This window comes from Polynucleobacter sp. AP-Sving-400A-A2 (assembly GCF_018688155.1).
GTDB lineage: Bacteria > Pseudomonadota > Gammaproteobacteria > Burkholderiales > Burkholderiaceae > Polynucleobacter.
Window position 1 is genome coordinate 1,681,576 of the sequence record NZ_CP061312.1, and the last position, 25,458, is coordinate 1,707,033.

Here is a 25,458-nt window from a genome sequence, read left to right on the forward strand (position 1 = left end):
GGAATTGCAATGCCATTAAGCACTAAAGCCGTTACCAAAGCTGTCTTCCCTGTTGCAGGATTGGGCACACGCTTCTTGCCAGCCACCAAGGCTAGCCCCAAAGAGATGCTCAATGTGGTGGATAAGCCGCTTATTCAGTATGCGGTTGAGGAGGCCATTGCGGCAGGCATTACTGAAATGATTTTTGTAACCGGTCGTAGTAAGCGTGCAATTGAGGACCACTTTGATAAAGCTTATGAGTTGGAGGCTGAACTCGAAGCCAAGAATAAAACTGCTTTACTGGAGATTGTTCGTAGCGTTAAGCCCAGCCATGTGGATTGCGTCTATGTCCGTCAACCAGAGGCATTGGGCTTGGGTCATGCAGTCCTATGCGCAGAAAAGCTCGTACGTGATGAGCCTTTTGCCATCATCCTGGCGGATGACTTGCTCGATGGTCAGCCACCAGTACTAAAGCAAATGCTCAAAGTATTTGATGAGCAAAATGGCTCCGTCTTAGCGGTGGAGAAAATCGACCCCTCTAAAAGTAGCTCCTACGGCATTATTTCCGGAGCAGAAGTATCCAAAGGTATCTATCGCTTAAATGGCATTGTGGAAAAACCACAGCCTAAGGATGCGCCATCCAACTTAGCAGTAGTGGGTCGCTATGTTCTCTCTTCAGATATCTTTAATCACATTCGTAATCTCAAACCCGGTGCCGGTGGTGAAATCCAGCTTACTGATGCGATTGCCTCATTACTTAAAGAAGAGCCAGTCTTTGCTTATGAATACGATGGGGTGCGCTATGACTGCGGTAGCAAGCTAGGCTACCTCAAGGCTTCAGTAGAATTTGCATTGCGGCATCCAGAAGTCAGTACTGAGTTTGCAGCTTACTTAAAGAGCCGCTCTTTAAGCTAAGGTTCATAGTCAATCTCTTTGGCGAGAAAAGTAAAAAGGCAGAAATCACTTTCTGCCTTTTTCTTTAGGGCTAAGAGCCGGAAATACTAAATCAGCTTTATCTTCTTTTTAAAAAGAACACTAGAACATCACCCTCTGTAGTGCTAGAGAGCAGTTCATTACCGGTCTGCTTTGCAAATGCAGGAAAGTCATGGGCGGCACCAGCATCCGTAGCCTTCACTTTCAGAACCTCGCCTGATTGCATAGTCGCTAGGGCTTTCTTGGTGCGCAAGATTGGGAGCGGGCAATTCATACCAATCGCATCAACCTCGAGATTAAATTCGATCACATCGCTCATTTAGATGCCACCCAATCTTTTACGCCAGCCAATGCCGCACCCAACTTGCTTGGGTCAGTTCCGCCGGCCATCGCCATCTCCGGTTTGCCACCGCCCTTACCGCCAACTTGCTGGGCAACGAAGTTCACTAAGTCCCCTGCTTTTACCTTAGCAATCGAATCCGCAGTCACGCCAGCAATCAGGCTCACCTTATCACCCTGCACTGAAGCCAAGACAATTGCTGCAGTCTTTAACTTTGCTTTCAGGGCATCCATGGTCTCACGCAAGACTTGCGCATCAGCACCATCTAAGCGAGCGGCCAATACCTTGAGGCCATTGACATCAACTGCTTGCGTTGCCAACTCATCACCTTGGCTAGCAGCGAGCTTGGAATTGACCTTATCCAACTCACGCTCAGCCTGACGCAAACTATCTTGAAGTTGAGTAACACGACTCACTAAATCGCCGGGATGAGTTTTGAGCACTGCAGCCGCTTCATTAATTTTGTCTTCTAAACCTTGTAAGAAGTTCAGGGCATTTTTGCCAGTCACCGCCTCAACGCGACGGATGCCAGCCGCAACCCCACCTTCAGAAACAATCTTTAAGCTTCCGATATCACCCGTACGTCCAACGTGAGTTCCGCCACATAACTCTTTAGAAGTACCGATTTCTAGTACGCGCACTTCGTCTGCATACTTTTCGCCGAAGAGCATCGTGGCACCAGTTTTCTGAGCATCGTCTAAGGACATCACTTTTCCAGAGGTCGCAGTATTAGCCAAAATCTCGGCATTCACAATATCTTCTACCCGACGAATTTCTTGAGCAGTAATGGGTGCGTTGTGAGTAAAGTCAAAACGGGTTTTACTAGCATCTACCAGAGAACCTTTTTGCTGCACATGGTCACCCAAGACTTCACGCAATGCTTTATGCAAAATATGCGTAGCACTATGGTTTCGCATCGTTTCTGTTCTTTGCTGAGCATCTACCAAGGCGTTCAGCGCATCGCCCACCTTGAGCTCCCCCTCTTGCACTTCGCCCTGATGCCCAAAAACATCTGCCTGAATCTTGAAAGTATCTTCAACTGCAAAGCGAACTACTTCATTGCTTAACTCACCCTTGTCTCCAACCTGTCCACCAGACTCAGCGTAAAAAGGCGTGTTGTCTAACACAATCACGGCTGCATCACCAGCCTTGATGGACTGCACTGCAGAACCATCAACATAGAGCGCGGTGACTTTGGCACCCTCATGCTTCAAGGTGTCGTAGCCATGAAACTGAGTTGGCTTACCGGAATACTCTAAGCCTTGAGCCACTTTGAACTTACCGGCCGCCCTTGCTTGATCGCGCTGCTTTTGCATTGCTAAATCAAAGCCTTCAGCATCAACCGTAACATCGCGCTCGCGGCACACGTCAGCAGTCAGATCCAATGGGAATCCAAAAGTGTCGTGCAAACGGAAGGCAGTCTCACCATCAACCGTCTTAGCGCCACTAGCAAGCGCGCCCTCCAAAATCTCCATACCATTGGCGATAGTCTGAAAGAAGCGCTCTTCTTCCTGCTTAATCACTTCACTCACTTTATCTTGCGCCGCCTGCAACTCTGGATAAGCCTGACCCATCTCTTTTACGAGGGCGGGAACAAGTTGATAAAAGAAAGGTTTTCGTGCGCCCAATTTATAACCATGACGAATCGCACGGCGTGTAATTCGACGAAGGACATAGCCACGACCTGCATTACCCGGAATCACACCATCCACCACTATAAAACTACAAGCGCGAATGTGATCGGCAATGACTTTAAGGGATGGACTGCTTAGATCGCAATTCTCACCACCTGCTGCATCAACAGCCTCTTTAGCTGCTTTGAGCAAATTCACAAAGAGATCAATCTCATAGTTCGAGTGCACGTGCTGTAACACTGCCGCAATACGCTCAAGGCCCATACCCGTATCGACGCTTGGCTTGGGCAATGGATTCATATTGCCCGCTTCATCGCGATTGAACTGCATGAATACGTTATTCCAGATCTCAATATAGCGATCGCCATCTTCATCAGGGCTACCAGGAGGGCCACCAGCAATATGTGGGCCGTGGTCATAGAAGATTTCAGTACAAGGGCCGCAGGGTCCTGTATCACCCATCATCCAGAAGTTGTCTGAAGCGTAACGAGCGCCTTTGTTATCACCGATGCGAATGATGCGCTCTGCCGGAACGCCGATTTGTTTGTTCCAAATCTCATAAGCCTCATCGTCTTCCGCATAAATCGTGACGAGCAGCTTTTCTTTTGGCAGTTGAAAGACCTCAGTCAGCAAACCCCAAGCAAACTGAATGGCATCTTTCTTGAAATAATCCCCAAAGGAGAAGTTACCCAGCATTTCAAAGAAGGTGTGATGACGGGCTGTATAGCCAACGTTATCCAAGTCATTGTGCTTACCACCAGCACGAATACATTTCTGAGCGCTTGTGGCTCGGTTATACGGGCGCTTATCAAAGCCTAAAAATACGTCCTTAAACTGGTTCATCCCCGCATTAGTAAATAACAGTGTCGGGTCGTCTCCAGGCACCACTGGGCTAGATGGGACGATTTGATGACCTTTTTGGGCGAAGTAGTCCAGGTACGCCTGGCGAATTTGAGAGACTTTCATGCGAATAATTATCGCATTGGCACTAGTCGGGGGCAAACCCTTGGTAAACCACCTCAATCCTGCCTTACAATCCCGTAACGTTAATAAATAGATCGACCTTTAAGTCGATATAAGGAGCTCAACTTGAAAATTCGCAATCAACGGGATTTTGGTGCCGGAATCATGTATATGGTTATCGGCCTGTTCTTCACCATAGTGGCCACTCAGTACCCTATGGGTACCGCCGCGAAAATGGGTCCTGGCTACTTTCCATTTTGGCTTGGCATATTGATGACGCTTTTAGGGCTCCTAGTGCTAATTAAGTCTATGGGCGCTAAAGCTGCAATTGAGTCTATTCCCAAGTTCAACTGGAAGATCATTGCGCAAATTACTGGTGCGGTAGTCCTGTACGGCTTGCTGCTCCCTAAAATGGGCTTTTTAGTGGCTGTAGTGGTTCTGGTATTTGTATCGGCAAGCGCGAGTAAGGAATTTACCTGGAAAGGCACCACAATTAATGCCGCCTTTTTAGTAACCTTCACTTACTCAGTCTTCGTTTTGGGTCTTAAGCTTCAGTTCCCACTGCTACCTTTCTTCTTGCAACAATAACGAACCGGGACTCTTCAAAATGGATTTATTTGCTAATTTAGCGCTCGGTTTCGATACAGCGTTTACCTTACAAAACCTGATGTACTGCCTGATTGGCTGTATTTTAGGTACATTAATTGGCGTTTTGCCAGGCTTAGGCCCAATCGCAACCATTGCGATGCTTCTGCCAGCCACCTATGCATTGCCTCCAATTGCAGCTTTAATTATGTTGGCCGGTATTTACTACGGCTCACAGTACGGTGGCTCTACTACTGCGATTTTGCTCAACATCCCAGGGGAAACGTCCTCGGTAGTGACGGCGATTGACGGTTACCAAATGGCCAGAAATGGTCGAGCAGGTGTAGCCCTCTTTACTGCTGGTATGGGTTCATTCTTTGCTGGTTGCGTAGCAACATTAGTTTTGGCTGCATTTGCTGCACCACTCTCCCAGTTAGCATTTAAGTTCGGCCCTGCTGAGTACTTCTCCTTAATGGTTCTAGGACTGATTGGTGCGGTCGTACTGGCCTCAGGCTCTTTAATTAAAGCGATCGGCATGATCATCCTCGGTCTCTTGATGGGCCTGATTGGTACTGACGTGAACTCTGGTGTGTCACGCTATGCTTTTGACATCCCTGAATTGAGTGATGGCATTGGATTCGTGGCCGTTGCTATGGGCGTCTTTGGTTTTGCGGAAATTATGGGCAATCTGGAAAAGACTGGTGATGACGAGGGCTTCCTCAACAAACTCACCACCATGATGCCGACCAAGACTGATATCAAGCGCATGATTCCTTCGATCTTGCGCGGCACAACTATTGGCTCTATTCTGGGGATTCTGCCAGGCGGTGGTGCTGCTTTGGCAGCCTTTGGCGCCTACTCAGTTGAAAAGAAGTCTTCTAAGTACAGCCACGAATTTGGTAAGGGTGCGATTGAGGGTGTAGCAGGTCCTGAAGCAGCAAACAATGCTGCCGCTCAAACCTCCTTCATCCCATTGCTGACCTTAGGTATCCCACCGAATGCTGTGATGGCCTTGATGGTTGGTGCGATGACGATTCATAACATTCAGCCTGGTCCACAAGTGATGACTAGCAACCCAGCCTTGTTCTGGGGTCTGATTGCCTCGATGTGGATCGGTAACGTGATGTTGATTCTCTTGAACTTGCCACTCATCGGTATTTGGGTAAAGCTCTTGAAGATTCCTTATCGCTTTCTCTACCCAGCAATTTTGGTGTTCTGCTGTATCGGTGTGTATACCGTCAACAACACTGTATTTGACGTTTATGTCACCGCAGCCTTTGGTTTAATTGGTTACCTCTTCTTCAAGTTAGGTTGTGAGCCTCCTCCACTTCTCCTTGGCTTCGTGCTTGGGCCGATGATGGAAGAGAACTTCCGTCGCGCCCTCTTGCTGTCACGTGGTGACTTCACAACCTTCTTAACCCGTCCACTCTCTTTAGGCTTGCTCATCGCAGCAGCCCTCTTAGTTGTGATCGTGGCCTTGCCTGCGGTTAAGAAAACCCGTGAAGAGGCTTTCGTAGAAGAGTAATTCTCGAGCACTTCCCAGAAACGAGCCCGCAGCAGTTTGCGGGCTTTTTTCTTTATAGGCGGGGGTTTTCTCTACAATGAGCGCATGTCCCAAGATAGCAAACCATCTAAAACGCCTGCCGGCACTCTTGCTGAGCCCTCCAACTTTTTGCGCCAGATCATCGATCATGACCTGGCAAGTGGCGCCTACCAGAACCGTAGCAATCGAGATGGTCAAGCTATCCCCTCCATCATTACGCGCTTTCCACCGGAACCCAATGGCTATCTTCATATTGGCCATGCTAAAAGTATTTGCCTGAACTTTGGCTTAGCAGCTGATTACAACAATCAATCAGGTGGTGCGCGTTGTAATATGCGCTTAGACGACACCAATCCAGTCAAAGAAGATATTGAGTACGCTGACAGCATTTTGGATGCAGTCAAATGGCTTGGATTTGATTGGGGCACACATTTGTATCACGCGAGTGATTACTTTGATCAACTCTATGAGTTTGCCGAAATTCTGATTCAAAATGGCAAAGCCTATGTTGATAGTCAGAGTGCGGATGACATCCACACTAATCGTGGAAATTTTGGCCAAGTTGGAAAGAATAGTCCGTACCGCGATCGCACGCCCGATGAAAACCTAGCTTTATTTCGCGAGATGCGTGATGGTAAATACAAAGATGGTGAGCATGTACTGCGCTTAAAGATCGACATGGCGCATCCGAATATCGTGATGCGCGATCCCGTGGTTTATCGTATTCGTCATACGGATCACCACCGCACTGGCAGCAAGTGGTGCATCTATCCTTTATATGACTTCACACACTGCATTTCTGATGCCCTAGAAAATGTGTCGCACTCTATTTGCACTTTGGAGTTTGAAAATAATCGCCCGCTCTACGATTGGATTGTTGCCTCATTAGCGGAGCTGGGGATCTTCAAAAATCCCGTTCCACATCAATACGAGTTTGCTCGCCTCAACTTAACTTACACCATCACTAGCAAGCGCAAGCTACTGCAATTGGTGGAAGAAAAACATGTGGATAGCTGGGATGATCCACGGATGCCAACCATCGTAGGTATTCGTCGCAGAGGTTATACGCCTGAGAGTATTCGTCTGTTCTGTGAACGCATTGGTGTCTCTAAAGCGGATAGTTGGATTGACATGAGCACCCTAGATCAAGCCTTACGGGATGATCTTGAGGCCAAGGCTCCAAGGGCCACAGCGGTCCTTAAGCCACTCAAGCTCGTTATTGAGAACTGGGATGCGTCCGCGAGTGAACCTTGCTCAGCACCGCGCCATCCACAACACCCCGAGTGGGGTAATCGCGAGTTTCATTTCACAAAAGAATTGTGGATTGAAGAAGATGATTTTATGAAAGAGCCAATCAAAGGATTCTTCAGACTCTATCCACCAATTGGTGATCAAGTTGGTGGACGCGTGCGTTTGCGTCATGGCTTTGTAATTGAGTGCACCGGCTTTGAAGTGGATGCGAATGGTAATGTGATTCAAGTTAATGCAACGCACTTTCCAGATAGTAAGAGTGGTACCTCTGGGTCAAATAATTACAAGGTGAAGGGCAATATTCATTGGGTCAGCGCGGCAGAGGCTGTGCCTGCACAAGTGCGCCTTTACGATCACCTATTTAATGACCCGCACCCCGATAGTGGAGATAAAAATTTCCTTGAGGCAATCAATCCTCACTCGAAGGAAACGATTACTGCGTACTTAGAACCTTGTATGAAAGACGCTAAAGCAGAAGATCGCTTTCAGTTTGAGCGCCATGGCTACTTTGTTGCGGATCAAAGCGATTCAAAACCAGGACAACCGGTATTTAATCGTACGGTCGGACTTAAGGATGCTTGGAAATAGTTTTTAGAAACTCTGCGACGCTGGGATAGCGTAGCGGGGTTTTCAATTCCGAGAGTCGCACATTCGTTACGCGCCGTGACTCCCGCATAAACGACCACAGCATAGGGGATACGATTTTCTCCAACTGCTCAGCTGGTAATCTGGGTGGTCGCTCCAAACCGAACGCATCAGCTACTTCATCAAAGTAATCACCCATCTTGGTTTCACCACCGTCACAGGCGTTAATGACACGCTGTGGCTTGCCGTGATAGACGGCGGCACAAACCAATCTTGCCAAGTCATCACTCTGAATATGGTTCGAGTAGGCATCCTCCGCCGCAATTAAGGCGGGCGTTCCCGCCTGGATGCGCTCAACCGGCAAGCGGTCGGCAGCGTAGATGCCAGGTACACGCAGAATAGTGAGGGCGACTCCATGAGCTGGGGCCCAAAGACGTAGGCAGTTTTCTGCATCTACCCGTCGCTTGGCTCGCTCGCTTTGGGGTTTAACTGGTGTTACTTCACTTACCTTGGCACCCGCGTGATCACCATAAACACCCGTGGTACTCACATAAATCAGGCGCCCAACAGTATTGGAGCCTTGGGCTAAAATTCGGAGGAGGTTGCGAGTTCGGCAATCACGATGACCTGTATTTTGGGGTGGTGCTAAGTGGATCACGGTTTGCGCTAATCCACTTAAACGCCACAAGCTATCGGGCTTATCCAGATCCCCCAAAATCGGAATCGCGCCAACCGCCCTCAACTCCTGAAAACGGGTTTTCTGGGAAGTTAAGGCATACACGCGATGACTTCGAGCGAGCTGCTTAGCAACGCGCAGACCAATGTCACCGCAGCCAACGATCAGGATTCGAGATTTACCAAAAGATTGCATAGATCACATCGTAACGATTTATTGAAAGGAATGAGAGTGTCTTATCTAGTCACGCTCAAGGCGAGCGGCAAACAATTTACTGTGCAGAAGGATGAGACCCTCCTGGAGGCAGCCTTACAGCAGGGCATCACCCTGCCCTATGGTTGTAAAAATGGTGCCTGTGGATCCTGTAAAGGCAAGATTCTGGAAGGTCAGGTAGAGCATGGTCAGCATAGCGCCGCAGCCTTAAGCCCGACTGATGAAGCCACCGGTGGCACCTTGTTTTGCTGCGCCCACCCTAAATCAGACCTTCTCATTGAAGCTCGTGAAGTTCAGGGTGCTGGTGATATCGCCATTCGAAAAGTACCTTGTCGCGTCAACACCATCGTAAAACCGAGTGAAGATGTGGCTATTCTTCAATTGCAATTACCAGCTGCCGAGCGCTTTCAATTTTTAGCTGGCCAGTATTTAGAGTTTCTACTCAAAGATGGTCAGCGCCGTGCTTATTCCATTGCCAATGCCCCTGATCAAGAGGGTCCACTCGAGCTACATATTCGACACTTGCCGGGCGGGCTCTTTACCGATCCAGTCTTTGGTGCAAAAGACCCCGCTTTAAAAGAGAAAGATATTCTGCGTTTTGAAGGTCCATTGGGCAGCTTCTTTTTAAGAGAAGATTCTAAGAAACCCATCATCTTTGTTGCGGCGGGTACTGGCTTTGCACCGATTAAATCCATCATCGAGCAAATGCGGCTCAAAAAGATCCAGCGCCCGATTCATCTGTATTGGGGCGGACGGCGCCCTAGCGACCTCTACCTTAATGAGCTCTGTGAGGCATGGGCAAAAGATATTCCTGACTTCAAGTACATCCCGGTCATATCAGATGCACTACCGGAGGACCAATGGACTGGGCGCACAGGCTTTGTGCACCAAGCCGTGATGGCCGACCATCTCAATATGAGCCCTTACCAGGTCTATGCCTGCGGCGCCCCTGTAGTGGTCAATGCGGCCCGCCAGGACTTTGCATCCCAGTGCAGCTTGCCCGAAGAGGAATTCTTTGCAGACTCCTTTACCAGTGCAGCTGACCTCGCGACAAACTAGCCTGCTAAGCGTGATAATAGAAACCTCATTTGATTTCACTTTGCATACGATATGAATAAGCCAGCCCAATCCGTAGATGCCCACTCAGTGATGTTTATTACCCCACGACCAGAGGTGACGATGGTTGAGGGTAAGGGCTCATGGCTGACTGATAACAATGGCAAGCGTTATTTGGATTTCTTGCAAGGCTGGGCAGTGAACTGTCTCGGTCATAGCAACCCCGGCATGATTGAAGCGCTCAACGTGCAAGCAAAAAAACTCATCAATCCAAGTCCAGCGTTTTATAACGAGCCAATGATTCGCTTATCGAATCTTCTGACTGAGAATAGCTGTTTTAACAAAGTATTCTTTGCAAATAGCGGAGCTGAAGCCAATGAGGGCGCGATTAAGTTGGCACGCAAATGGGGGCAGCTGAATAAATCAGGCGCCTTTGAAATCATTACTTTTGATCACAGTTTTCATGGTCGTACATTAGCGACAATGAGCGCATCCGGTAAACCGGGCTGGGACACGATGTTTGCCCCACAAGTTCCTGGATTTCCAAAAGCAGATTTAAATGATTTGGATTCCGTCAAAAAACTGGTAACCGATAAAACAGTCGCGGTCATGCTTGAGCCGGTACAAGGTGAAGGTGGCGTGATCCCCACCACTAAAGAGTTTATGCAAAGCCTGCGTAAATTCACCAAAGAAAATAATATTCTGTTGATCGTCGATGAAGTACAAGCCGGCTGCGGTCGTACTGGCACTCTCTTTGCTTATCAGCACTATGGCATCGAACCAGACATCATGACCTTGGGCAAGGGTATTGGTGGTGGCGTGCCATTAGCTGCATTGATGGCAACCGATGCAGTTGCTTGTTTTGTACCTGGTGATCAGGGTGGCACCTATAACGGCAATCCACTGATGGTCGCAGTAGGTATCAGCGTGATCGAGCAATTATTGGCACCAGGCTTCCTAGAGTCTGTTCGCGCCAAGGGTGAGTTGCTTAGCAAGGAACTCCTTGCCATCTCCGCAGAATTTAATCTGGATGGTGAGCGCGGTGAAGGACTATTACGCGCCCTGATGTTGAGTAGTGATATTGGCGCCAAACTGGTTGAACTAGCTCGCGATAGAACTCCAGAAGGGCTATTAATTAACTCGCCAAGACCCAATCTGTTGCGCTTTATGCCAGCACTCAATGTTTCTGATGATGAAATCCGTCAGATGTGCAAGATCTTGAGAGAGTTGCTCAAGCAAGTTAGCTAAACAATACTCAGATTAAATGTAATAAAGGGGCTCTAAGCCCCTTTATCTTTTAATGCGGCAATCACCCCAACTATGGTGATACTTGCTAGCCCACTAAATTCTTTGGCAGTGAGAATATGACATCCTCCACTACGCCTTCTAGATTACGAATGCTGCGCGGCCCAAATTCTTGTATCTTTGCCACAATCGAGAGGGCCAGGCTTTCAGGGGCTGATGCGCCTGCAGTGAGTCCTACGCGCCTCTTACCAATAAACCATTCAGCCTGAAGCTGCTCTGGTGCATCGACCATGTAGGCTGGTACACCCAGTTTTTCAGCCAATTCACGCAGGCGATTCGAGTTCGAGCTGGCCTTGCTTCCGACCACAATAACTACCTCAACTTGAGGAGCCATAAATTTCACAGCATCTTGGCGATTTTGAGTGGCATAACAAATATCTTGCTTGCGGGGTTGCACGATATGCGGGAATTTTTGAATTAAGGCATCGACGATTTCTTTCGTCTCATCGACGGAGAGTGTCGTTTGCGTGACAAAAGCAATTTTTTCATTCTCAGTAAAAGGCAGCTTAGCAATATCTGCCACTTTCTCAATCAAATGAACACCTTCCTTAACCTGCCCCATCGTACCTTCGACCTCCGGGTGCCCCGCATGGCCAATCATCAACACTGTAAAACCATCCTTACACATCTTGATGACCTCAACATGCACCTTTGTAACCAAGGGGCAAGTTGCGTCATATACCTGCAAGCCACGCGTCTCAGCATCTTGACGAACTTCTTGAGAGACACCATGGGCACTAAACACCACAATGCCGCCTTTAGGAACTTCATGCAGCTCTTCAACAAACACAGCGCCTTTTTCACGCAGTTCGTTCACGACATAAGCATTGTGAACAATCTCATGACGTACATAAATTGGAGCACCAAAGCGTGTAAGCGCTTCATTCACAATATTGATTGCACGATCAACACCCGCACAAAAGCCACGGGGCTGTGCCATCAAAATTTCACCAGCGCTGTCTGCGCCTGTTTGAGTAATAGTTTGCTTATTCATCGGCTACAAAATCGCAACAATTTGAGCTTCGAAGGTAACAGGCCTTCCAGCAAGTGGGTGATTGAAATCAAACCAAGCACCCTCTTCGTTAATCGATTGCAATACACCTGCGTATTGGGCGCCACCAGGCGCATTAAATTCAATGACATCACCAGGATTGAATTCCGCATCATCATCGCGACCTGCTTTGAGCGCGTTCAAAGAAACCCACTGAATTAATTCTTCTTTACGCTCCCCAAAGCTTTCTTCTGGGGGCAATAAGGCACTTTTCTTATCACCCACACCCAATCCGATTAATACCTTTTCAAAACAAGGCGCAAATTGTCCAGAACCCATCAACACCGTCGCAGGGCGATCGATAAAAGTATTGATGTAGTCATCCCCACTAGGCAAAGTCAGCCGATAGTTGAGGGTCAGGAAGGAGTTGGGCAAAACCGTAAGCTTAGTCATAAGGTAATTGTATCTAGGCCTGACCGTAGCGTGCACCTGCCGATTACGGATTGGCCAAAAATGGAGCAGCCTCGCGAAAAACTGCGTGCTCTTGGTGCGGCAGCCCTTAGTGACGCCGAATTACTGGCGATCTTTCTGCGCGTTGGCGTCAAAGGCAAAACTGCCGTAGCTCTAGCAGAGGACCTGCTCCACCATTTCGGCAATTTGCCGCGCCTCATGTCCTGCACCCCTGAAGAATTAACCCAGATTCATGGCATGGGCATTTCTAAGTGGTCGCAAATCCAGGCGGCCTACGAGCTGGTCAAGCGCAGCCTTGAGGAAAGTCTTTCCCAGGAGTCTGTCCTGAGCTCACCAGGCTACGTCCGAGAGTTCTTGCAGGCCAGATTTGGACGCTTGCCACACGAAGTCTTCCTATGCCTATACCTAGACTCCCGCCTACGACTGATTGAGTGCCAGGAGCTCTTTAGAGGCTCTCTAAGCCACACCGCGGTGTACCCGCGAGAAATCCTCAAGGAAGCTCTTGCTAGGAACGCTAGCGCTCTAATCGTGGCACATAACCACCCCAGCGGAAACCCACAACCCAGCATTGCTGATCGAGAATTGACCAAAACACTAGCTAAAGCCTTGCAGCTGGTAGATATCCCCCTACTTGATCATTGCATCGTAAGTCATGGTGGGTTTTTCTCATTTTCAGATGAGGGTCTTATGAAAAATGACCTTAAATAGAAGTGAATACTAACTTAATGGTCTGTTTTGAACCATATTGAGAACAATTTTTCCTCACCCTCAAAACTAAAGCCATTTAGGGCTAGATCAAAGTACTCGGAGACTGATACAATCTTCTTTTTTCGCAATTAATGGAGTTATGTCATGGCAAAAGTTTGCCAAGTCACTGGGAAGAAGCCGATGGTTGGCAACAATGTATCCCATGCAAACAATAAAACGAAACGTCGCTTTTTGCCGAATTTGCAAAATCGTCGCTTCTGGGTTGAATCTGAAAACCGTTGGATTAGCTTGCGCTTAACCAATGCTGGTTTGCGCGTTATCGACAAGAACGGTATTGATGCCGTGTTGTCCGATCTCCGTGCACGTGGCGAAATTTAAGGAGCGCACAAATGGCTAAAGGCGGCAGAGAAAAAATTAAATTAGAGTCATCAGCTGGTACTGGTCACTTCTATACAACATCAAAAAACAAGCGTACTAAGCCTGAAAAAATGGAGATCATGAAGTTTGATCCAACTATTCGCAAGCACGTTGCTTACAAAGAAACCAAGCTCAAGTAATTTATCGATTCGATATTTATTTGTAGCAAATAAAAAACCCGCTACATCAGCGGGTTTTTTATTGCCTAGATTTTTCTCTTAAGCGTAGCGACGCAACCTCAAAGAGAAGTCACGCAGACTCGATAAACCACTCTCTTCAGCGTGCTGACACCATACATGCAACTGAGTCAGTAGTTGATCGCCAGTGGCGTTAGATCGACCCCAGATAGCATGCAAGTCACGACGCATCTCAATCATCTTTCGTAACTGCGCATTAGTTGCCATCAGCTCTTCAAGTTTAATTTTTTCTTCTACAGTCAAACGAGATTCATCTTTACCCAGCCAAGCACGGGCATCTTTTAAGTGAGCCGCCAATACCTGCATGTGCTGAACTTCATTATTAAAGAAAGTACTCAAGGTCTTACTGTAGCGTGCCATGATTTCATAACGGTTGGCAATGATGGCTTCGAGTGTGTTTTGATCTGCAGGGCGTAAGTCGCTCAGCACGGGCTTAGGAGAAGTCTTTTTTACTTTCGCCAAACCAACAGCACTCATGATTTGAATATACATCCAACCAATATCAAACTCATACCATTTACTAGAAAGCTTAGCGCTTGTAGCGAAGGTATGGTGGTTGTTATGCAACTCTTCTCCACCAATCAAAATACCCCAAGGAATGATATTTCTTGAAGCATCTTCGCAATCATAATTACGGTAACCCCAGAAGTGGCCAATGCCATTAATAACTCCAGCGGCAGTAATCGGAATCCACAGCATCTGCACTGCCCACACAGTCAAGCCAATTGCGCCGAATAAGAGTACGTCGATGATCAACATCAAAGCTACGCCTTGCCATGAATACTTTGCATAGATATTGCGCTCAAGCCAATCATCCGGAGTACCGTGACCAAACTTATCTAAGGTCTCTTGATTGCGTGACTCATTTTTATATAACTCAGCACCACGAGAAAGCACGGTATTGATACCCAAAACTTGTGGGCTATGTGGATCATCTGCAGTCTCACACTTAGCGTGATGCTTGCGATGAATCGCTGCCCACTCTTTGGTCACCATACCAGTGGTTAGCCATAGCCAAAACCGGAAGAAGTGGGACATGAATGGATGCAGTTCCAAAGCTCGGTGCGCCTGGCAACGATGCAGGAAAATAGTCACCGCAGCAATGGTGATGTGGGTGGCAACCAGGGTAAAAACAAGGATTTGCCACCAAGCCCAATTTAAATAACCATTGGAAAGCCAATTCAGGAATAAATCAAAACTAGAAGCTGTGTTCAAAAGGGGATTCCCAGAAAGGTCTAAAACCTTATTTTAGTTCTTTATCCGCTTTCTTGCTTTTGACTTTTACCGACTTTTCATCACCTTTATCGACAGTTAGCGCAGAAACGGCTGCTTTTCTCTGAAAAACAGCCCCAAAGAAACCATCAGTCCCATGAATATGGGGCCATAACTGCCACCAAGGGTTATCAGGACTGCATCCTAAAGGAATTTTATCCTTTGGAAACAATGGCTTAAGAACTTCAGCTGCTGGAACAACCTCAAAATTAGGATGCTTTGCCAAGAAATCCTCTGCAATTTGCTGGTTTTCTTGTGGCAACAGGCTGCAAGTTGCGTAAACCAAGCGGCCACCTGGCTTAAGTAAGCGGCTTGCAGAGGCCAAAATATTCATCTGCTTTTGATTGAGCTCCAGAACGCCTTCTGGAGTCTGGCGCCATTTGAGATCCGGGTTACGTCGCAAAGTACCCATGCCACTACAAGGAGCATCCACTAGGACGCGATCAATCTTCCCAGCCAAGCGCTTGATCTTGGAGTCATTCTCACTATCAATCCACACGGGATGAACATTAGAGAGGCCGCTGCGGGCTTGTCTAGGCTTTAAATTAGCTAACCGACGCTCTGATGTATCCAAGGCATATAAACGGCCAGTAGAGCGCATGATCGCTCCAATGGCTAAAGTCTTACCGCCGGCGCCAGCACAAAAGTCCACCACCATCTCGCCACGCTTAGGCGCAAGTAAGTAAGCCAATAACTGACTACCTTCATCTTGAACCTCAAACATGCCCGTCTTAAAGCTGACAGTATTTTGTAAGGCGGGCTTACCCATAATGCGAACACCATCCGGCGCATACGGAGTTGGGATAGCTTGATATCGACCACCTAAAGCATTCATCTCGGCCAGCAATTGCTCGCGAGTCGTTTTCATGGTGTTGGCACGCAAATCCAAAAGGGCTGGATGCATGAGTGACTTAGCTAATGCTTCACGTGATTCTTCACCGGGATATTTTCCAAACGCATCCCAAAGCCATTCAGGCAAATTATTCTGAACTAAGGGATTGAGTGCTGATGGATCGACCGTGGCAAAACGTTGCAACCATTCGTACTCGCCTGTCTTCAATACGTGAGCTAAGTCGGCAATAGCACTCTCAGCACGGTTAGCAGAACCTAAGCCACCTTCAGACAAAGCGGACAGCAAACCCAATAGGGCTAAGCGTCTAGCCTGCGAACCCTCGCCGCTGGAAGCAAATTGCGAGAACTCATTTTTGCGACGCAGGATCGCAAAAGCACTTTCTGCAATCAAGGCGCGATCACGGTTACCCAGCTGAGGCTCAGAGCGAAAATAGCGACTCACTACACGGTCAGCTGGTTGTTCGAAATTCAGCAACTCTGGAAGCAGACGCTCTAAATGAATTGCATGCTGAGGCAAAGCCTTCGCATTAGAAAAGTTTTTTTGGCCTTCTGGTGCAATGATGTTGCCACTCGCATTGCGACGCTCTGGGCGACGCAAGGGATCTTTTGATTTAGCGGCATAACTTTTTTGTGGGCCTAAGCGTGACTCGGATCTTGATCCAGATTTACTGCCAGCGCTAGCTGCACGGGATGAACGTTCTTTACTCATAATTTTATTAATTGCGACTCCGGTGGTTTAACCTGAACTTGATTACCTTCTATTCGCAATCGTCCATCTAGGTACCATTTTACGGCCCGCGGGTAAATCTGATGCTCAGCAGCCAAAACTCGCGCTGCCAAGCTATCCGCATCATCACTGGGAAGCACTGGAACTGAGGCTTGGCAGATGATGGGGCCCTCATCCACACCCTCGGTAACAAAATGCACGCTAGCGCCATGTTCAGTTACTCCAGCAGCCAAAGCGCGCTCATGGGTATGCAATCCTGGGAAGGCTGGTAGCAAGGCGGGGTGAATATTGATCAGGCGACCTTCGAAATGGCGAATAAAGCCTGGACTCAGAATCCTCATAAAACCCGCTAGAACCACTAAATCAGCGCCTAATTCATCGATTTTCGCCATGAGAGCGGCATCAAAGGACTCTCGAGTAGCGTGCTCCCGATGTTCGATGGCAAAGGCCGGAATGCCCTGAGATCGAGCAAAATCAAGGCCTTTGGCGGCAGAGTGGTTTGCAATAACCCCGGCAAAAGTAACCGGCCACTGCTCTTTTTGAGCTGTTTTGACGATAGCCTCGAAATTAGATCCGCGGCCAGAGATTAAGGTGACGATAGATGGCATGCCCACAATATAATTGATGGTTACCCCGAAAGCGACCCTGAAAGTGATTTAGTGAACGTATTCCGTGGCCCTACCCAGTTTTCCGCAGGACCGGCTTGTGCCTTAACCATCGGCAATTTCGATGGCGTGCACAGGGGTCATCACGCCCTGCTCAAAGAACTGAAAGATGGCGCGCAAGAACGCGGCTTAGTTAGTTGCGTCATGACTTTCGAACCGCACCCTAAAGAATTCTTTTCTCCAGAACAAGCGCCTCCAAGAATTCTCAATTTGCGTGACAAGCTTGCTGCCTTTGCCAACATTGGTATCGATCGCATAGTAGTGGAGCACTTTAATTCCGCATTCGCCCGCCTGACTCCTGAAGAATTTGTTTCTGAAATTATTGTGAAGCAGCTCAATGCCAAATGGATTTTGATTGGTGATGACTTTTGCTATGGCGCAAAACGCGCTGGCAACTTTGCAAGCCTGAAAGCGGCAGGCGAACAATTTGGTTTTGAAGTTTCTAGTATTCACACCGTACAAGAAGATGGCGAAAGAATTTCTAGCTCAGCATTGCGCAATGCCTTGGCTGATGGGGATATGGATCAAGCTAGTAAATTACTAGGTCGTCCTTACGGTATCTCTGGCCACGTCATTCATGGGCAAAAGCTGGGCCGCACTTTAGGCTTCCCCACACTGAATCTCGCCGTTGCTAATCACTTGCATCACCGTAAACCTGCCTGCTCCGGGATCTTTACTGCACAAGTCCTGGGACTTGGAGAGAAGCCACTGCCTGCGGTAGCCAGTCTAGGCGTGAGGCCGACAGTGGAAGATGAAGGTCGCGTATTGCTTGAGACCCATATCTTTGATTACAACGCCAATGTCTACGGAAAAATTATTACCGTGGAGCTCTTAGAAAAAATCCGTGATGAGGCGAAGTACTCTGATCTCGATACACTTACCAAAGCGATTGCATCTGATGCAGCGCATGCCAGAAATTATTTCCTGAAAAAATCTTATGTCTGAAAAAGAAAACTCTTACCCCGTTAATCTTTTAGAAACATCGTTTCCGATGCGGGGAGATTTGCCGAAACGTGAACCACAATGGGTTGCACAGTGGCAGAAAAATAAACTCTACGAAAAGATTCGTGCAGCGCATGCCAATCAACCGAAGTTCATTTTGCATGATGGCCCCCCTTATGCAAATGGTGATATTCATATTGGTCATGCGGTTAATAAGATTCTCAAGGACATGATCGTAAAGTCCCGCTGGTTAATGGGCTTCGACTCTGCCTATGTTCCCGGCTGGGATTGCCACGGTATGCCGATTGAGATTCAGATTGAGAAACAGTTTGGCAAAAATCTGCCGACGGCTGAAGTACAAGCTAAAGCACGTGCGTATGCAAAAGTGCAGGTAGACAAGCAAAAGATCGACTTTGAGCGCCTGGGTGTTTTGGGTGACTGGAATAATCCTTACCTGACCATGAACTTCCGTAATGAGGCCGATGAAATTCGTGCACTTGGGAAGATCTGGGAAAAGGGATATGTTTTCCGCGGCCTCAAACCAGTGAACTGGTGTTTCGACTGCGGCTCCGCATTAGCAGAAGCTGAAGTGGAATACCAAGACAAGACTGACCCAACAGTAGATGTGGGATTTGCTTTTGATGATGGGCAGCGTCCACAACTCGCCAAAGCATTTGGTCTAAGTGAGATCCCAGCCAAGCCTGGAATGATTGTGATCTGGACAACAACTCCTTGGACTATTCCTTCTAATCAAGCATTGAATGTTCACCCTGAACTCAGCTACGCTTTAGTCGACACTGGTGACAAGTTACTCATCATGGCAGAAGATCGTGTGGAAACTTGTTTGGAAGATTTTGGTCTCGAGGGCAAAGTCATCGCCACTTGTTTAGGTAATCAGTTAGCCAAGATTTCTTTCTGGCACCCGCTAGCACCATTGCATGATGGTTATAAGCGTCTTTCACCAATCTATCCTGCCGAGTACGTCACGCTCGATACTGGTACTGGTGTTGTGCACTCTGCACCAGCCTATGGTGAGGAAGACTTTAAGTCTTGCAAAGCCAACAAACTCGCAGATAAGGATATCTTGAATCCAGTCATGGGCAATGGTGTCTACGCCTCTTGGTTGCCGCTCTTTGCCAATGAATATATTTGGAAAGCCAATCCGAAGATTGTTGAAGCCATGCGTGAAGCAGGCAGCCTCTTGCGAGATAAGACCTATACTCACTCTTACATGCATTGCTGGCGTCACAAGTCGCCGATTATTTATCGTGCGACTTCGCAGTGGTTTGCGAGTATGGATAAAAAACCATCCGATGGCAAAGCCAGTCTGCGTGAATTAGCCTTAGCCGGCATTGAAAGCACTGAGTTCTTCCCGGCATGGGGCAAGCAGCGCTTAAACAGCATGATTGCCAACCGTCCTGATTGGACCTTGTCTCGTCAACGCCAATGGGGTGTACCAATGGCTTTCTTTGTTCACAAAGAAAGTGGCGAGCCACATCCTCGCACCGTTGAATTGCTCGAAGAAATTGCGAAGCGTGTTGAAAAAGAAGGTATTGAGGCTTGGCAAAAACTGGAAGTAGCTGAACTACTGGGTGAAGAAGCAGCTCAATATGAAAAGAATCGCGATACCTTGGATGTGTGGTTTGACTCTGGCACTACGCATTGGCACGTGATTCGTGGCTCACATCGTGCGGAACTTTATCGTCCTGAAGCTGAAAATGCAGATGGTCGTTTAGCTGACCTTTATCTAGAGGGCTCAGACCAACATCGCGGCTGGTTCCACTCTTCTTTACTGACTGGTGCCATGCTCGATGGTAAGCCGCCTTACAAGGCGCTGTTGACACACGGCTTTACCGTTGATGGCCAAGGCCGCAAGATGAGTAAGTCGGTAGGTAATGTGATTGCCCCACAACAAGTTGCTGATAAGTTGGGTGCGGAGATTATTCGTTTGTGGGTAGCTTCTACTGACTACTCTGGGGAGATGACCATCTCCGATGAAATTCTGAAACGTGTAGTGGAAAGCTATCGCCGTATTCGCAATACATTACGCTTCTTGTTGGCTAACCTATCTGACTTTGACCCAAGCCAGCATGCAATGCCTGCAAGCGAATGGCTAGAGATTGATCGTTATGCTGTTGCACTGGCTAATCAGTTGCAGCAAGATGTACAAGCGCACTATAAAGCTTACGAGTTCCAGCCTGCTGTAGCGCGTATGCTCACTTTCTGCTCAGAAGATTTGGGTGGCTTCTACTTAGATATTCTGAAAGACCGCCTCTATACGAGCGCCCCAGATTCGAGAGAGCGTCGTGCAGCGCAGAACGCCCTTTTCCACATCACTCGCAACTTACTGAAGTGGCTTGCTCCTTTCCTCTCGTTTACCGCTGAAGAAGCTTGGCTGTCTTTCCCGCATGGTGCGAATGAGAAACCAAGCGAATCCATCTTCATGGAAGAGTTCGGCACCTTCCCAGAAATTACCCAGGCTACTGAGCTCCTTGCCAAATGGAATCGTGTTCGAGAAATCCGCTCCGAGATAACCAAGGCCATTGAGATTGAGCGTGAAGCAGGCAATGTAGGTTCTTCACTGCAAGCCGAGCTGACTATCAAAGTAGCTGATGTTGATTTTGCAATTCTGCATTCTCTCGAAGACGATCTGCGTTTTGTGACCATCACCTCTAGCGCCAATCTAGAACTCAGCAATGCAGGTCTCGAAGTGCTTGTTCGCGGTAGTCAATATAAGAAATGTGGTCGTTGCTGGCATCACACTCAAGATATTGGCCTCAACACTGAACATCCAGAGTTATGTGGTCGCTGCATCAGTAATCTTTTCGGAAGCGGTGAATCCCGTCTATTTGCATAAGTAACATAGTAAAAAGATCGCCATCACATCATGAGCACAAATCTCTCTTTTCTCCGTTATCTAGCGATTGCAACCGTTACGCTATTGCTAGACCAGCTGAGTAAATGGTCTGCCTTGAGTAATTTACAGCTGGGCGTGCCTGAACCTGTTTTGCCATTTATGAACTGGTTGTTACTATTTAATCCAGGAGCAGCGTTTTCATTTTTAGCGCAAAGCTCTGGATGGCAACGTTGGTTCTTTACGATCCTTGGGTTAGCGGCGTCTGCTTACATTTTTTGGCTACTACGAAAGAGCTTGGGCGACAAGATACTCTGCTGGGCTTTGAGCCTCATCCTAGGCGGTGCACTAGGGAATGTCTTAGACCGCATCATGTATGGCGCTGTGGTGGACTTTATTGACCTGCATTATGCTAATTGGCATTGGCCAGCCTTCAATATTGCGGATAGCGCCATTTGTATTGGTGCAGCTCTCATCATTTGGGGCGAGTTGCGCAAGTCATTTGGCAAAACCTCCCAATCCCTTTAAGCTGGCGTCATGCAATCACTTTTAAATAAGAAAATCGTTCTCGGCATTTCTGGTGGCATTGCGGCCTATAAATCTGCCGAGCTAGCACGACAATTGATGCAAGAAGGTGCCAGCGTCCAAGTGGTGATGACAGAAGCTGCTCAGCAATTTGTAACACCTGTCACGATGCAGGCACTCACGGGCAATCCCGTTTATACCAGCCAATGGGATAGCAGCATTGCTAACAATATGGCGCATATTGAACTCTCTAGATCTGCCGATGCGATTTTGATTGCGCCCGCAAGTGCGGATCTGATGGCTAAACTTTCCCTCGGATTGGCTGATGACTTGCTCAGCACCTTGTGCTTGGCAAGAGATTGCCCACTACTCCTGGCCCCCGCCATGAACAAGCAAATGTGGGAGCATGCTGCCACACAAAGAAGCGCAGAGCGGCTCATTGCAGACAAAGTCACCTTACTCGGCCCTGCAAGCGGGTTCCAAGCATGTGGTGAAGTCGGCTTTGGGCGCATGCTTGAGCCCGCAGAGATCACCGAGCAATTGATTGCTTTCTTTCAGAAGAAGCCACTCCTTGGAAAACGTGTACTGATTACAGCTGGACCCACTTTTGAAGCCATTGATCCAGTGCGAGGTATCACTAACCGTAGCTCAGGCAAGATGGGCTTTGCTATTGCCCGCGCAGCTCTTGAGGCTGGCGCAGAAGTACACTTAGTAGCAGGCCCATGCGATCTCACCACACCATTAGAGGCAGCAGGAAAAATTACCCGCACCAATGTAGTTAGTGCCAAAGAAATGCATGCAGCCACCATGCAATCGACTGACTACGATATTTTCTTTGCAGTAGCTGCAGTAGCTGATTGGGGTATTGCCAAGCCTGCAAAAGAGAAAATTAAGCGCCAAGGTAAACAAGCTCCAAATTTAGAATTTGTCGCCAACCCCGACATTCTTGCTGATGTAGTAAAAACGGTTAAAACTAAAGGTGGGAAGCCATATCCCTACTGCGTTGGCTTTGCAGCAGAGTCTACTGAGCTCCAAAAGTATGCGGAAGAAAAGCGTAAACGTAAAGGCATTCCGATGATTATCGGTAATATTGGTCCAGATACTTTTGGCAGCGATCTCAACCAACTACTCATCGTCGATGCAAGCGGTAGCAAGAAAATGGCGAAAGCCGAAAAGCTTCAACTTGCACGTCAGCTCATTCAACTAGTTGCTAAAAAAATATAACAATCAAACCCAGTTTTAGGAAATCCCATGCAACAACTTCAAGTCAAAATTCTCGATGAGCGTATGCGCGACCAATTACCCGCATATGGAACTCCTGGTAGTGCTGGATTAGATCTGCGCGCCTGCATTGATGAAGCAATTGAAATTGCTCCTGGACAAACAATCCTCGTCCCAACAGGTTTAGCGATTTATGTAGAAGATCCACGCTATGCTGCATTTATCCTGCCGCGTTCTGGTCTTGGCCATAAACATGGAATCGTTCTCGGAAATTTAGTGGGATTGATCGATTCGGATTACCAGGGCCAACTGATGGTGAGTACTTGGAATCGTGGCTCTACAGCATTCAAACTCGAGCCCATGGAGCGCTTAGCGCAACTGGTAGTGATGCCAGTACAACAGGTGGAACTCAAAGTCGTTGAGAAGTTTACTGAGAGTAGTCGTGGGGCTGGCGGGTTTGGAAGTACAGGCCGCAGTTAATTAAGCCGTCACTCCACCTTACCAATTTTCTTAACGATGTCGCCCATTTGAGCAGACTCTTTGTCCCAATAAACCTTGAACTCAGGTGCATCTAGATATTGGATGGGGCTTCCAGCAGCATTAATCACCGAGCGAACGCGTTCATCATTAGCGGCTTGCTTAGCTGCCTCACGTAAGCGATTGGTGATATTTTCTGGGGTGGCGCTAGGAACAAAGAGCCCAGCCCATTGAGAAAATTCAATCTTCACTCCCATTTCTTTAAAGCTAGGCACGTCAGGCATGCTAGCCAATCTACCATCACCCCAATGTGCAAGAGCGCGGACTTTGCCAGCTTTTATCTGTGAAACAATTGAGGAAGGTCCTGTAGCAATTGCATCAACATGACCACCCAATAGACCCACGATAGCTGGGCCCGCTCCTGTGTAAGGTATATGTACCATATAGAACTTTTCGGAAGACTTGAGCATTTCCATGGGCACATGCATCGTGCCGTAATTTCCAGAAGAGCCAAAGTTATATTTACCAGGATTAGAGCGCATAGCAGCGGCAAAAGACTTGTAATCTTTCCATGGACTATCTGCCCTAACCACTAAAACGGTCGGATCGGCAGTAAAGCGCGCTATTGGCTTTAATTGATTTAACTGAAAAGATTGCTCACGCCCAACAATTTTATCCGCCTCAGGAATGATGGAGATTGAAGATAGGGCCATCAAAATGGTGTAACCATCAGGTTTCGATTTAGCTACTGCCGCCATGCCAATTCCTCCGCCAGCACCCGGTTTATTCTCAACAACTACTGGCTGACCTAGAATCCTGGAAAGGGCATCAGCAACAGGCCTCCCCACGGTATCCGCTACGCCACCTGGTGGAAATGGTACGACCATATTGATGGATTTTGTAGGCCATGATTCAGATGTTTGCGCAAATGCTGAAGTCAAGAGCAAGCAACTAGCTAAGCAAATCAGTTGGCGGCTAATATTCATTTCTGCCTCTTCGTGTTAGTTATGTGGTTATTATTTATCCTACTATAAGTTTGATTGAGTTAAATAAACAAGGGGGCCCCTAGAGACAAACCCCAAATGGAGAAAAATATGAAATATGCAGCCTTTTCTTTAATTAGCGAACCCAGCAAAACACGGGTTGGATCGATTTCACCTGACGGCACAACAGTTGAAGAATTTGATCTTGGAGTGAACCTCAGCGAGGATGGTGTTGTCGCTCTTTTGCGCGCTGATTTAAAGGGTCAGTTACCAAAGCCCATAGCTACTTATGCATTTAGCGATATTCGACTACTTGCACCAGTTCCCAGACCCCGCAGAAATATTTTTTGCGTTGGCAAAAATTACCATGAGCATGCCAAAGAATTTTCTAATAGCGGTTTTGATAGCAGTGCAAAACCGGGGGAAGATATTCCTAGTCACGCCATATTCTTTACCAAACCACCAGAATCCGTAACCGGTCCTAACACGAATGTCATCATTCCTACTGCCGTATCCACAGCCATTGATTACGAGGCTGAGCTAACCATTGTGATTGGTAAAGGTGGAAAAGGTATTAGCGAAGCAGATGCAATGAACCATGTTTGGGGTTATACCGCAATCAATGACGTCACTGCTCGCGACTGGCAACAACGTCATAAACAGTGGTTTCTGGGAAAAAGTTTTGATACCTTCTGCCCCATGGGCCCTTGGGTTGTGACAGCAGATCAAGTAGATGCAAACGATATATCTGTCAAATGCTGGGTCAATGGAGAATTGCGACAAAATTCCAATACCAAGGATTTGATTTTTGATATTCCCAATATGATTGCTACAGTTTCAGCAGGCATCACTCTGTATCCAGGTGATCTCATTGCCACTGGCACCCCAGTAGGAGTTGGCATTGGATTTAAACCACCAAAATATTTAGTAAACGGTGATGTGGTTGTGGTTGAAATGGGCGGAATTGGAAAACTAGAAAATACCTTTATTGCCGAGTGAGCAATTGAGCTCTAGTAGCGCCTATCGAAGCTGGTACTGATAAAAATGGTTGAGGGATTGAACTTGGTACTGCACCAAGCTCAATCCCTTCAGT

24 protein-coding genes are annotated in these 25,458 nt (G+C 47.7%); 15 read left to right on the forward strand and 9 right to left on the reverse strand.

Features of this window, described 5'->3' with window-relative positions; all coding sequences use genetic code 11:
- Positions 1-9: 9 nt before the first annotated feature.
- Entirely contained in the window at positions 10-894 is an 885-nt protein-coding gene (gene galU / locus C2758_RS08870; RefSeq protein ID WP_215327883.1) for a UTP--glucose-1-phosphate uridylyltransferase GalU, read from the forward strand.
- A gap of 97 nt (positions 895-991) precedes the next feature.
- Here galU and C2758_RS08875 read toward each other — a convergent pair whose 3' ends face one another.
- Both C2758_RS08875 and alaS read right to left on the reverse strand, forming a co-directional pair.
- Complete coding sequence (locus tag C2758_RS08875; protein WP_215298710.1) at positions 992-1,219, reverse strand: sulfurtransferase TusA family protein; 228 nt, start codon at positions 1,217-1,219, stop codon at positions 992-994.
- 8 nt (positions 1,220-1,227) lie between these two features.
- Complete coding sequence (gene alaS, locus C2758_RS08880) at positions 1,228-3,852, reverse strand: alanine--tRNA ligase (protein WP_215327884.1); 2,625 nt, start codon at positions 3,850-3,852, stop codon at positions 1,228-1,230.
- Between the two features lie 123 nt (positions 3,853-3,975).
- Between alaS and C2758_RS08885 the strand changes: the two genes are divergently transcribed.
- The 3 genes from C2758_RS08885 to C2758_RS08895 all read left to right on the forward strand — a co-directional run bounded on the left by C2758_RS08885 (position 3,976) and on the right by C2758_RS08895 (position 7,816).
- The gene (locus C2758_RS08885; RefSeq protein WP_215327885.1) at positions 3,976-4,437 is read left to right on the forward strand and encodes a tripartite tricarboxylate transporter TctB family protein; all 462 of its coding nucleotides are present in this window, start codon (positions 3,976-3,978) and stop codon (positions 4,435-4,437) included.
- Between the two features lie 19 nt (positions 4,438-4,456).
- Positions 4,457-5,959 (forward strand): tripartite tricarboxylate transporter permease, encoded by a 1,503-nt coding sequence (locus C2758_RS08890; RefSeq protein WP_215327886.1) that lies wholly within the window; start codon positions 4,457-4,459, stop codon positions 5,957-5,959.
- A gap of 84 nt (positions 5,960-6,043) precedes the next feature.
- Positions 6,044-7,816, forward strand: coding sequence for a glutamine--tRNA ligase/YqeY domain fusion protein (locus tag C2758_RS08895; RefSeq protein ID WP_215327887.1), 1,773 nt, complete (start codon positions 6,044-6,046; stop codon positions 7,814-7,816).
- Here C2758_RS08895 and C2758_RS08900 read toward each other — a convergent pair.
- On the reverse strand, positions 7,797-8,684 hold the full coding sequence (locus C2758_RS08900) for an SDR family oxidoreductase (protein WP_215327888.1): 888 nt from the start codon (positions 8,682-8,684) through the stop codon (positions 7,797-7,799). The genes C2758_RS08895 and C2758_RS08900 overlap by 20 nt on opposite strands.
- A gap of 36 nt (positions 8,685-8,720) precedes the next feature.
- Here C2758_RS08900 and C2758_RS08905 point away from each other — a divergent pair, with 36 nt between their 5' ends.
- Together C2758_RS08905 and C2758_RS08910 are read left to right on the forward strand one after the other, a co-directional pair.
- On the forward strand, positions 8,721-9,761 hold the full coding sequence (locus C2758_RS08905; protein WP_215327889.1) for a CDP-6-deoxy-delta-3,4-glucoseen reductase: 1,041 nt from the start codon (positions 8,721-8,723) through the stop codon (positions 9,759-9,761).
- Positions 9,762-9,812: 51 nt separating this feature from the next.
- On the forward strand, positions 9,813-11,006 hold the full coding sequence (locus tag C2758_RS08910; RefSeq protein ID WP_215327890.1) for an acetylornithine transaminase: 1,194 nt from the start codon (positions 9,813-9,815) through the stop codon (positions 11,004-11,006).
- Between the two features lie 85 nt (positions 11,007-11,091).
- Here C2758_RS08910 and ispH read toward each other — a convergent pair whose 3' ends face one another.
- Together ispH and C2758_RS08920 are read right to left on the reverse strand one after the other, a co-directional pair.
- Positions 11,092-12,057 carry a 4-hydroxy-3-methylbut-2-enyl diphosphate reductase gene (gene ispH / locus C2758_RS08915; protein WP_215327891.1) on the reverse strand — a complete coding sequence of 322 codons (966 nt, stop codon included), beginning with the start codon at positions 12,055-12,057 and terminating at the stop codon, positions 11,092-11,094.
- A gap of 3 nt (positions 12,058-12,060) precedes the next feature.
- Positions 12,061-12,507, reverse strand: a complete 447-nt coding sequence (locus tag C2758_RS08920) for a peptidylprolyl isomerase (RefSeq protein ID WP_215327892.1) — start codon at positions 12,505-12,507, stop codon at positions 12,061-12,063.
- A 30-nt stretch (positions 12,508-12,537) separates the two neighbouring features.
- On the opposite strand from C2758_RS08920, the gene radC reads away from it, so the two are divergent.
- From radC to rpmG, 3 genes are all read left to right on the forward strand, one after another.
- A complete protein-coding gene (gene radC / locus C2758_RS08925; RefSeq protein ID WP_371817696.1) occupies positions 12,538-13,233 on the forward strand; it encodes a DNA repair protein RadC in 696 nt (231 codons plus the stop codon).
- Positions 13,234-13,377: 144 nt separating this feature from the next.
- A complete protein-coding gene (rpmB, locus tag C2758_RS08930) occupies positions 13,378-13,611 on the forward strand; it encodes a 50S ribosomal protein L28 (RefSeq protein WP_011903570.1) in 234 nt (77 codons plus the stop codon).
- A gap of 11 nt (positions 13,612-13,622) precedes the next feature.
- Positions 13,623-13,790 carry a 50S ribosomal protein L33 gene (gene rpmG / locus C2758_RS08935; protein WP_015421876.1) on the forward strand — a complete coding sequence of 56 codons (168 nt, stop codon included), beginning with the start codon at positions 13,623-13,625 and terminating at the stop codon, positions 13,788-13,790.
- Between the two features lie 78 nt (positions 13,791-13,868).
- On the opposite strand, the gene C2758_RS08940 is transcribed toward rpmG, so the two are convergent.
- Genes C2758_RS08940 through purN form a run of 3 tightly spaced genes read right to left on the reverse strand, consistent with a single transcriptional unit; the run spans position 13,869 to position 17,306 of the window.
- Complete coding sequence (locus C2758_RS08940) at positions 13,869-15,062, reverse strand: acyl-CoA desaturase (protein WP_215327893.1); 1,194 nt, start codon at positions 15,060-15,062, stop codon at positions 13,869-13,871.
- A gap of 28 nt (positions 15,063-15,090) precedes the next feature.
- The gene (locus tag C2758_RS08945; protein WP_251369190.1) at positions 15,091-16,680 is read right to left on the reverse strand and encodes an RsmB/NOP family class I SAM-dependent RNA methyltransferase; all 1,590 of its coding nucleotides are present in this window, start codon (positions 16,678-16,680) and stop codon (positions 15,091-15,093) included.
- A complete protein-coding gene (purN, locus tag C2758_RS08950) occupies positions 16,677-17,306 on the reverse strand; it encodes a phosphoribosylglycinamide formyltransferase (protein WP_215327894.1) in 630 nt (209 codons plus the stop codon). Before purN ends, C2758_RS08945 begins: the two co-directional genes overlap by 4 nt.
- Before the next feature lie 51 nt (positions 17,307-17,357).
- Between purN and C2758_RS08955 the strand changes: the two genes are divergently transcribed.
- Genes C2758_RS08955 through dut form a run of 5 tightly spaced genes read left to right on the forward strand, consistent with a single transcriptional unit; the run spans position 17,358 to position 23,385 of the window.
- The gene (locus tag C2758_RS08955; RefSeq protein ID WP_215327895.1) at positions 17,358-18,308 is read left to right on the forward strand and encodes a bifunctional riboflavin kinase/FAD synthetase; all 951 of its coding nucleotides are present in this window, start codon (positions 17,358-17,360) and stop codon (positions 18,306-18,308) included.
- Positions 18,301-21,162, forward strand: a complete 2,862-nt coding sequence (gene ileS / locus C2758_RS08960) for an isoleucine--tRNA ligase (RefSeq protein WP_215327896.1) — start codon at positions 18,301-18,303, stop codon at positions 21,160-21,162. Before C2758_RS08955 ends, ileS begins: the two co-directional genes overlap by 8 nt.
- 30 nt (positions 21,163-21,192) lie before the next feature.
- On the forward strand, positions 21,193-21,687 hold the full coding sequence (gene lspA / locus C2758_RS08965) for a signal peptidase II (protein WP_215327898.1): 495 nt from the start codon (positions 21,193-21,195) through the stop codon (positions 21,685-21,687).
- 9 nt (positions 21,688-21,696) lie between these two features.
- The gene (gene coaBC, locus C2758_RS08970; protein WP_215327900.1) at positions 21,697-22,908 is read left to right on the forward strand and encodes a bifunctional phosphopantothenoylcysteine decarboxylase/phosphopantothenate--cysteine ligase CoaBC; all 1,212 of its coding nucleotides are present in this window, start codon (positions 21,697-21,699) and stop codon (positions 22,906-22,908) included.
- 27 nt (positions 22,909-22,935) lie between these two features.
- Positions 22,936-23,385, forward strand: a complete 450-nt coding sequence (gene dut, locus C2758_RS08975) for a dUTP diphosphatase (RefSeq protein ID WP_215327902.1) — start codon at positions 22,936-22,938, stop codon at positions 23,383-23,385.
- A gap of 8 nt (positions 23,386-23,393) precedes the next feature.
- Here the strand turns inward: dut and C2758_RS08980 are convergent, their stop codons facing one another.
- On the reverse strand, positions 23,394-24,368 hold the full coding sequence (locus C2758_RS08980) for a tripartite tricarboxylate transporter substrate binding protein (protein ID WP_215327904.1): 975 nt from the start codon (positions 24,366-24,368) through the stop codon (positions 23,394-23,396).
- Positions 24,369-24,476: 108 nt separating this feature from the next.
- Here C2758_RS08980 and C2758_RS08985 point away from each other — a divergent pair, with 108 nt between their 5' ends.
- On the forward strand, positions 24,477-25,364 hold the full coding sequence (locus tag C2758_RS08985) for a fumarylacetoacetate hydrolase family protein (RefSeq protein ID WP_215327905.1): 888 nt from the start codon (positions 24,477-24,479) through the stop codon (positions 25,362-25,364).
- The last annotated feature ends 94 nt before the right edge of the window (positions 25,365-25,458 follow it).

What these genes read in the sequence shown, in the direction of transcription:
- galU (WP_215327883.1), top strand. Translation starts at nt 10, where the DNA reads ATGCCATTAAGCACTAAAGCCGTTACCAAAGCTGTCTTCCCTGTTGCA.
- alaS (WP_215327884.1), bottom strand. Translation starts at nt 3,852, where the DNA reads ATGAAAGTCTCTCAAATTCGCCAGGCGTACCTGGACTACTTCGCCCAA.
- C2758_RS08890 (WP_215327886.1), top strand. Translation starts at nt 4,457, where the DNA reads ATGGATTTATTTGCTAATTTAGCGCTCGGTTTCGATACAGCGTTTACC.
- C2758_RS08895 (WP_215327887.1), top strand. Translation starts at nt 6,044, where the DNA reads ATGTCCCAAGATAGCAAACCATCTAAAACGCCTGCCGGCACTCTTGCT.
- C2758_RS08900 (WP_215327888.1), bottom strand. Translation starts at nt 8,684, where the DNA reads ATGCAATCTTTTGGTAAATCTCGAATCCTGATCGTTGGCTGCGGTGAC.
- C2758_RS08910 (WP_215327890.1), top strand. Translation starts at nt 9,813, where the DNA reads ATGAATAAGCCAGCCCAATCCGTAGATGCCCACTCAGTGATGTTTATT.
- ispH (WP_215327891.1), bottom strand. Translation starts at nt 12,057, where the DNA reads ATGAATAAGCAAACTATTACTCAAACAGGCGCAGACAGCGCTGGTGAA.
- C2758_RS08920 (WP_215327892.1), bottom strand. Translation starts at nt 12,507, where the DNA reads ATGACTAAGCTTACGGTTTTGCCCAACTCCTTCCTGACCCTCAACTAT.
- rpmB (WP_011903570.1), top strand. Translation starts at nt 13,378, where the DNA reads ATGGCAAAAGTTTGCCAAGTCACTGGGAAGAAGCCGATGGTTGGCAAC.
- rpmG (WP_015421876.1), top strand. Translation starts at nt 13,623, where the DNA reads ATGGCTAAAGGCGGCAGAGAAAAAATTAAATTAGAGTCATCAGCTGGT.
- C2758_RS08945 (WP_251369190.1), bottom strand. Translation starts at nt 16,680, where the DNA reads ATGAGTAAAGAACGTTCATCCCGTGCAGCTAGCGCTGGCAGTAAATCT.
- purN (WP_215327894.1), bottom strand. Translation starts at nt 17,306, where the DNA reads ATGCCATCTATCGTCACCTTAATCTCTGGCCGCGGATCTAATTTCGAG.
- ileS (WP_215327896.1), top strand. Translation starts at nt 18,301, where the DNA reads ATGTCTGAAAAAGAAAACTCTTACCCCGTTAATCTTTTAGAAACATCG.
- lspA (WP_215327898.1), top strand. Translation starts at nt 21,193, where the DNA reads ATGAGCACAAATCTCTCTTTTCTCCGTTATCTAGCGATTGCAACCGTT.
- coaBC (WP_215327900.1), top strand. Translation starts at nt 21,697, where the DNA reads ATGCAATCACTTTTAAATAAGAAAATCGTTCTCGGCATTTCTGGTGGC.
- dut (WP_215327902.1), top strand. Translation starts at nt 22,936, where the DNA reads ATGCAACAACTTCAAGTCAAAATTCTCGATGAGCGTATGCGCGACCAA.
- C2758_RS08980 (WP_215327904.1), bottom strand. Translation starts at nt 24,368, where the DNA reads ATGAATATTAGCCGCCAACTGATTTGCTTAGCTAGTTGCTTGCTCTTG.
- C2758_RS08985 (WP_215327905.1), top strand. Translation starts at nt 24,477, where the DNA reads ATGAAATATGCAGCCTTTTCTTTAATTAGCGAACCCAGCAAAACACGG.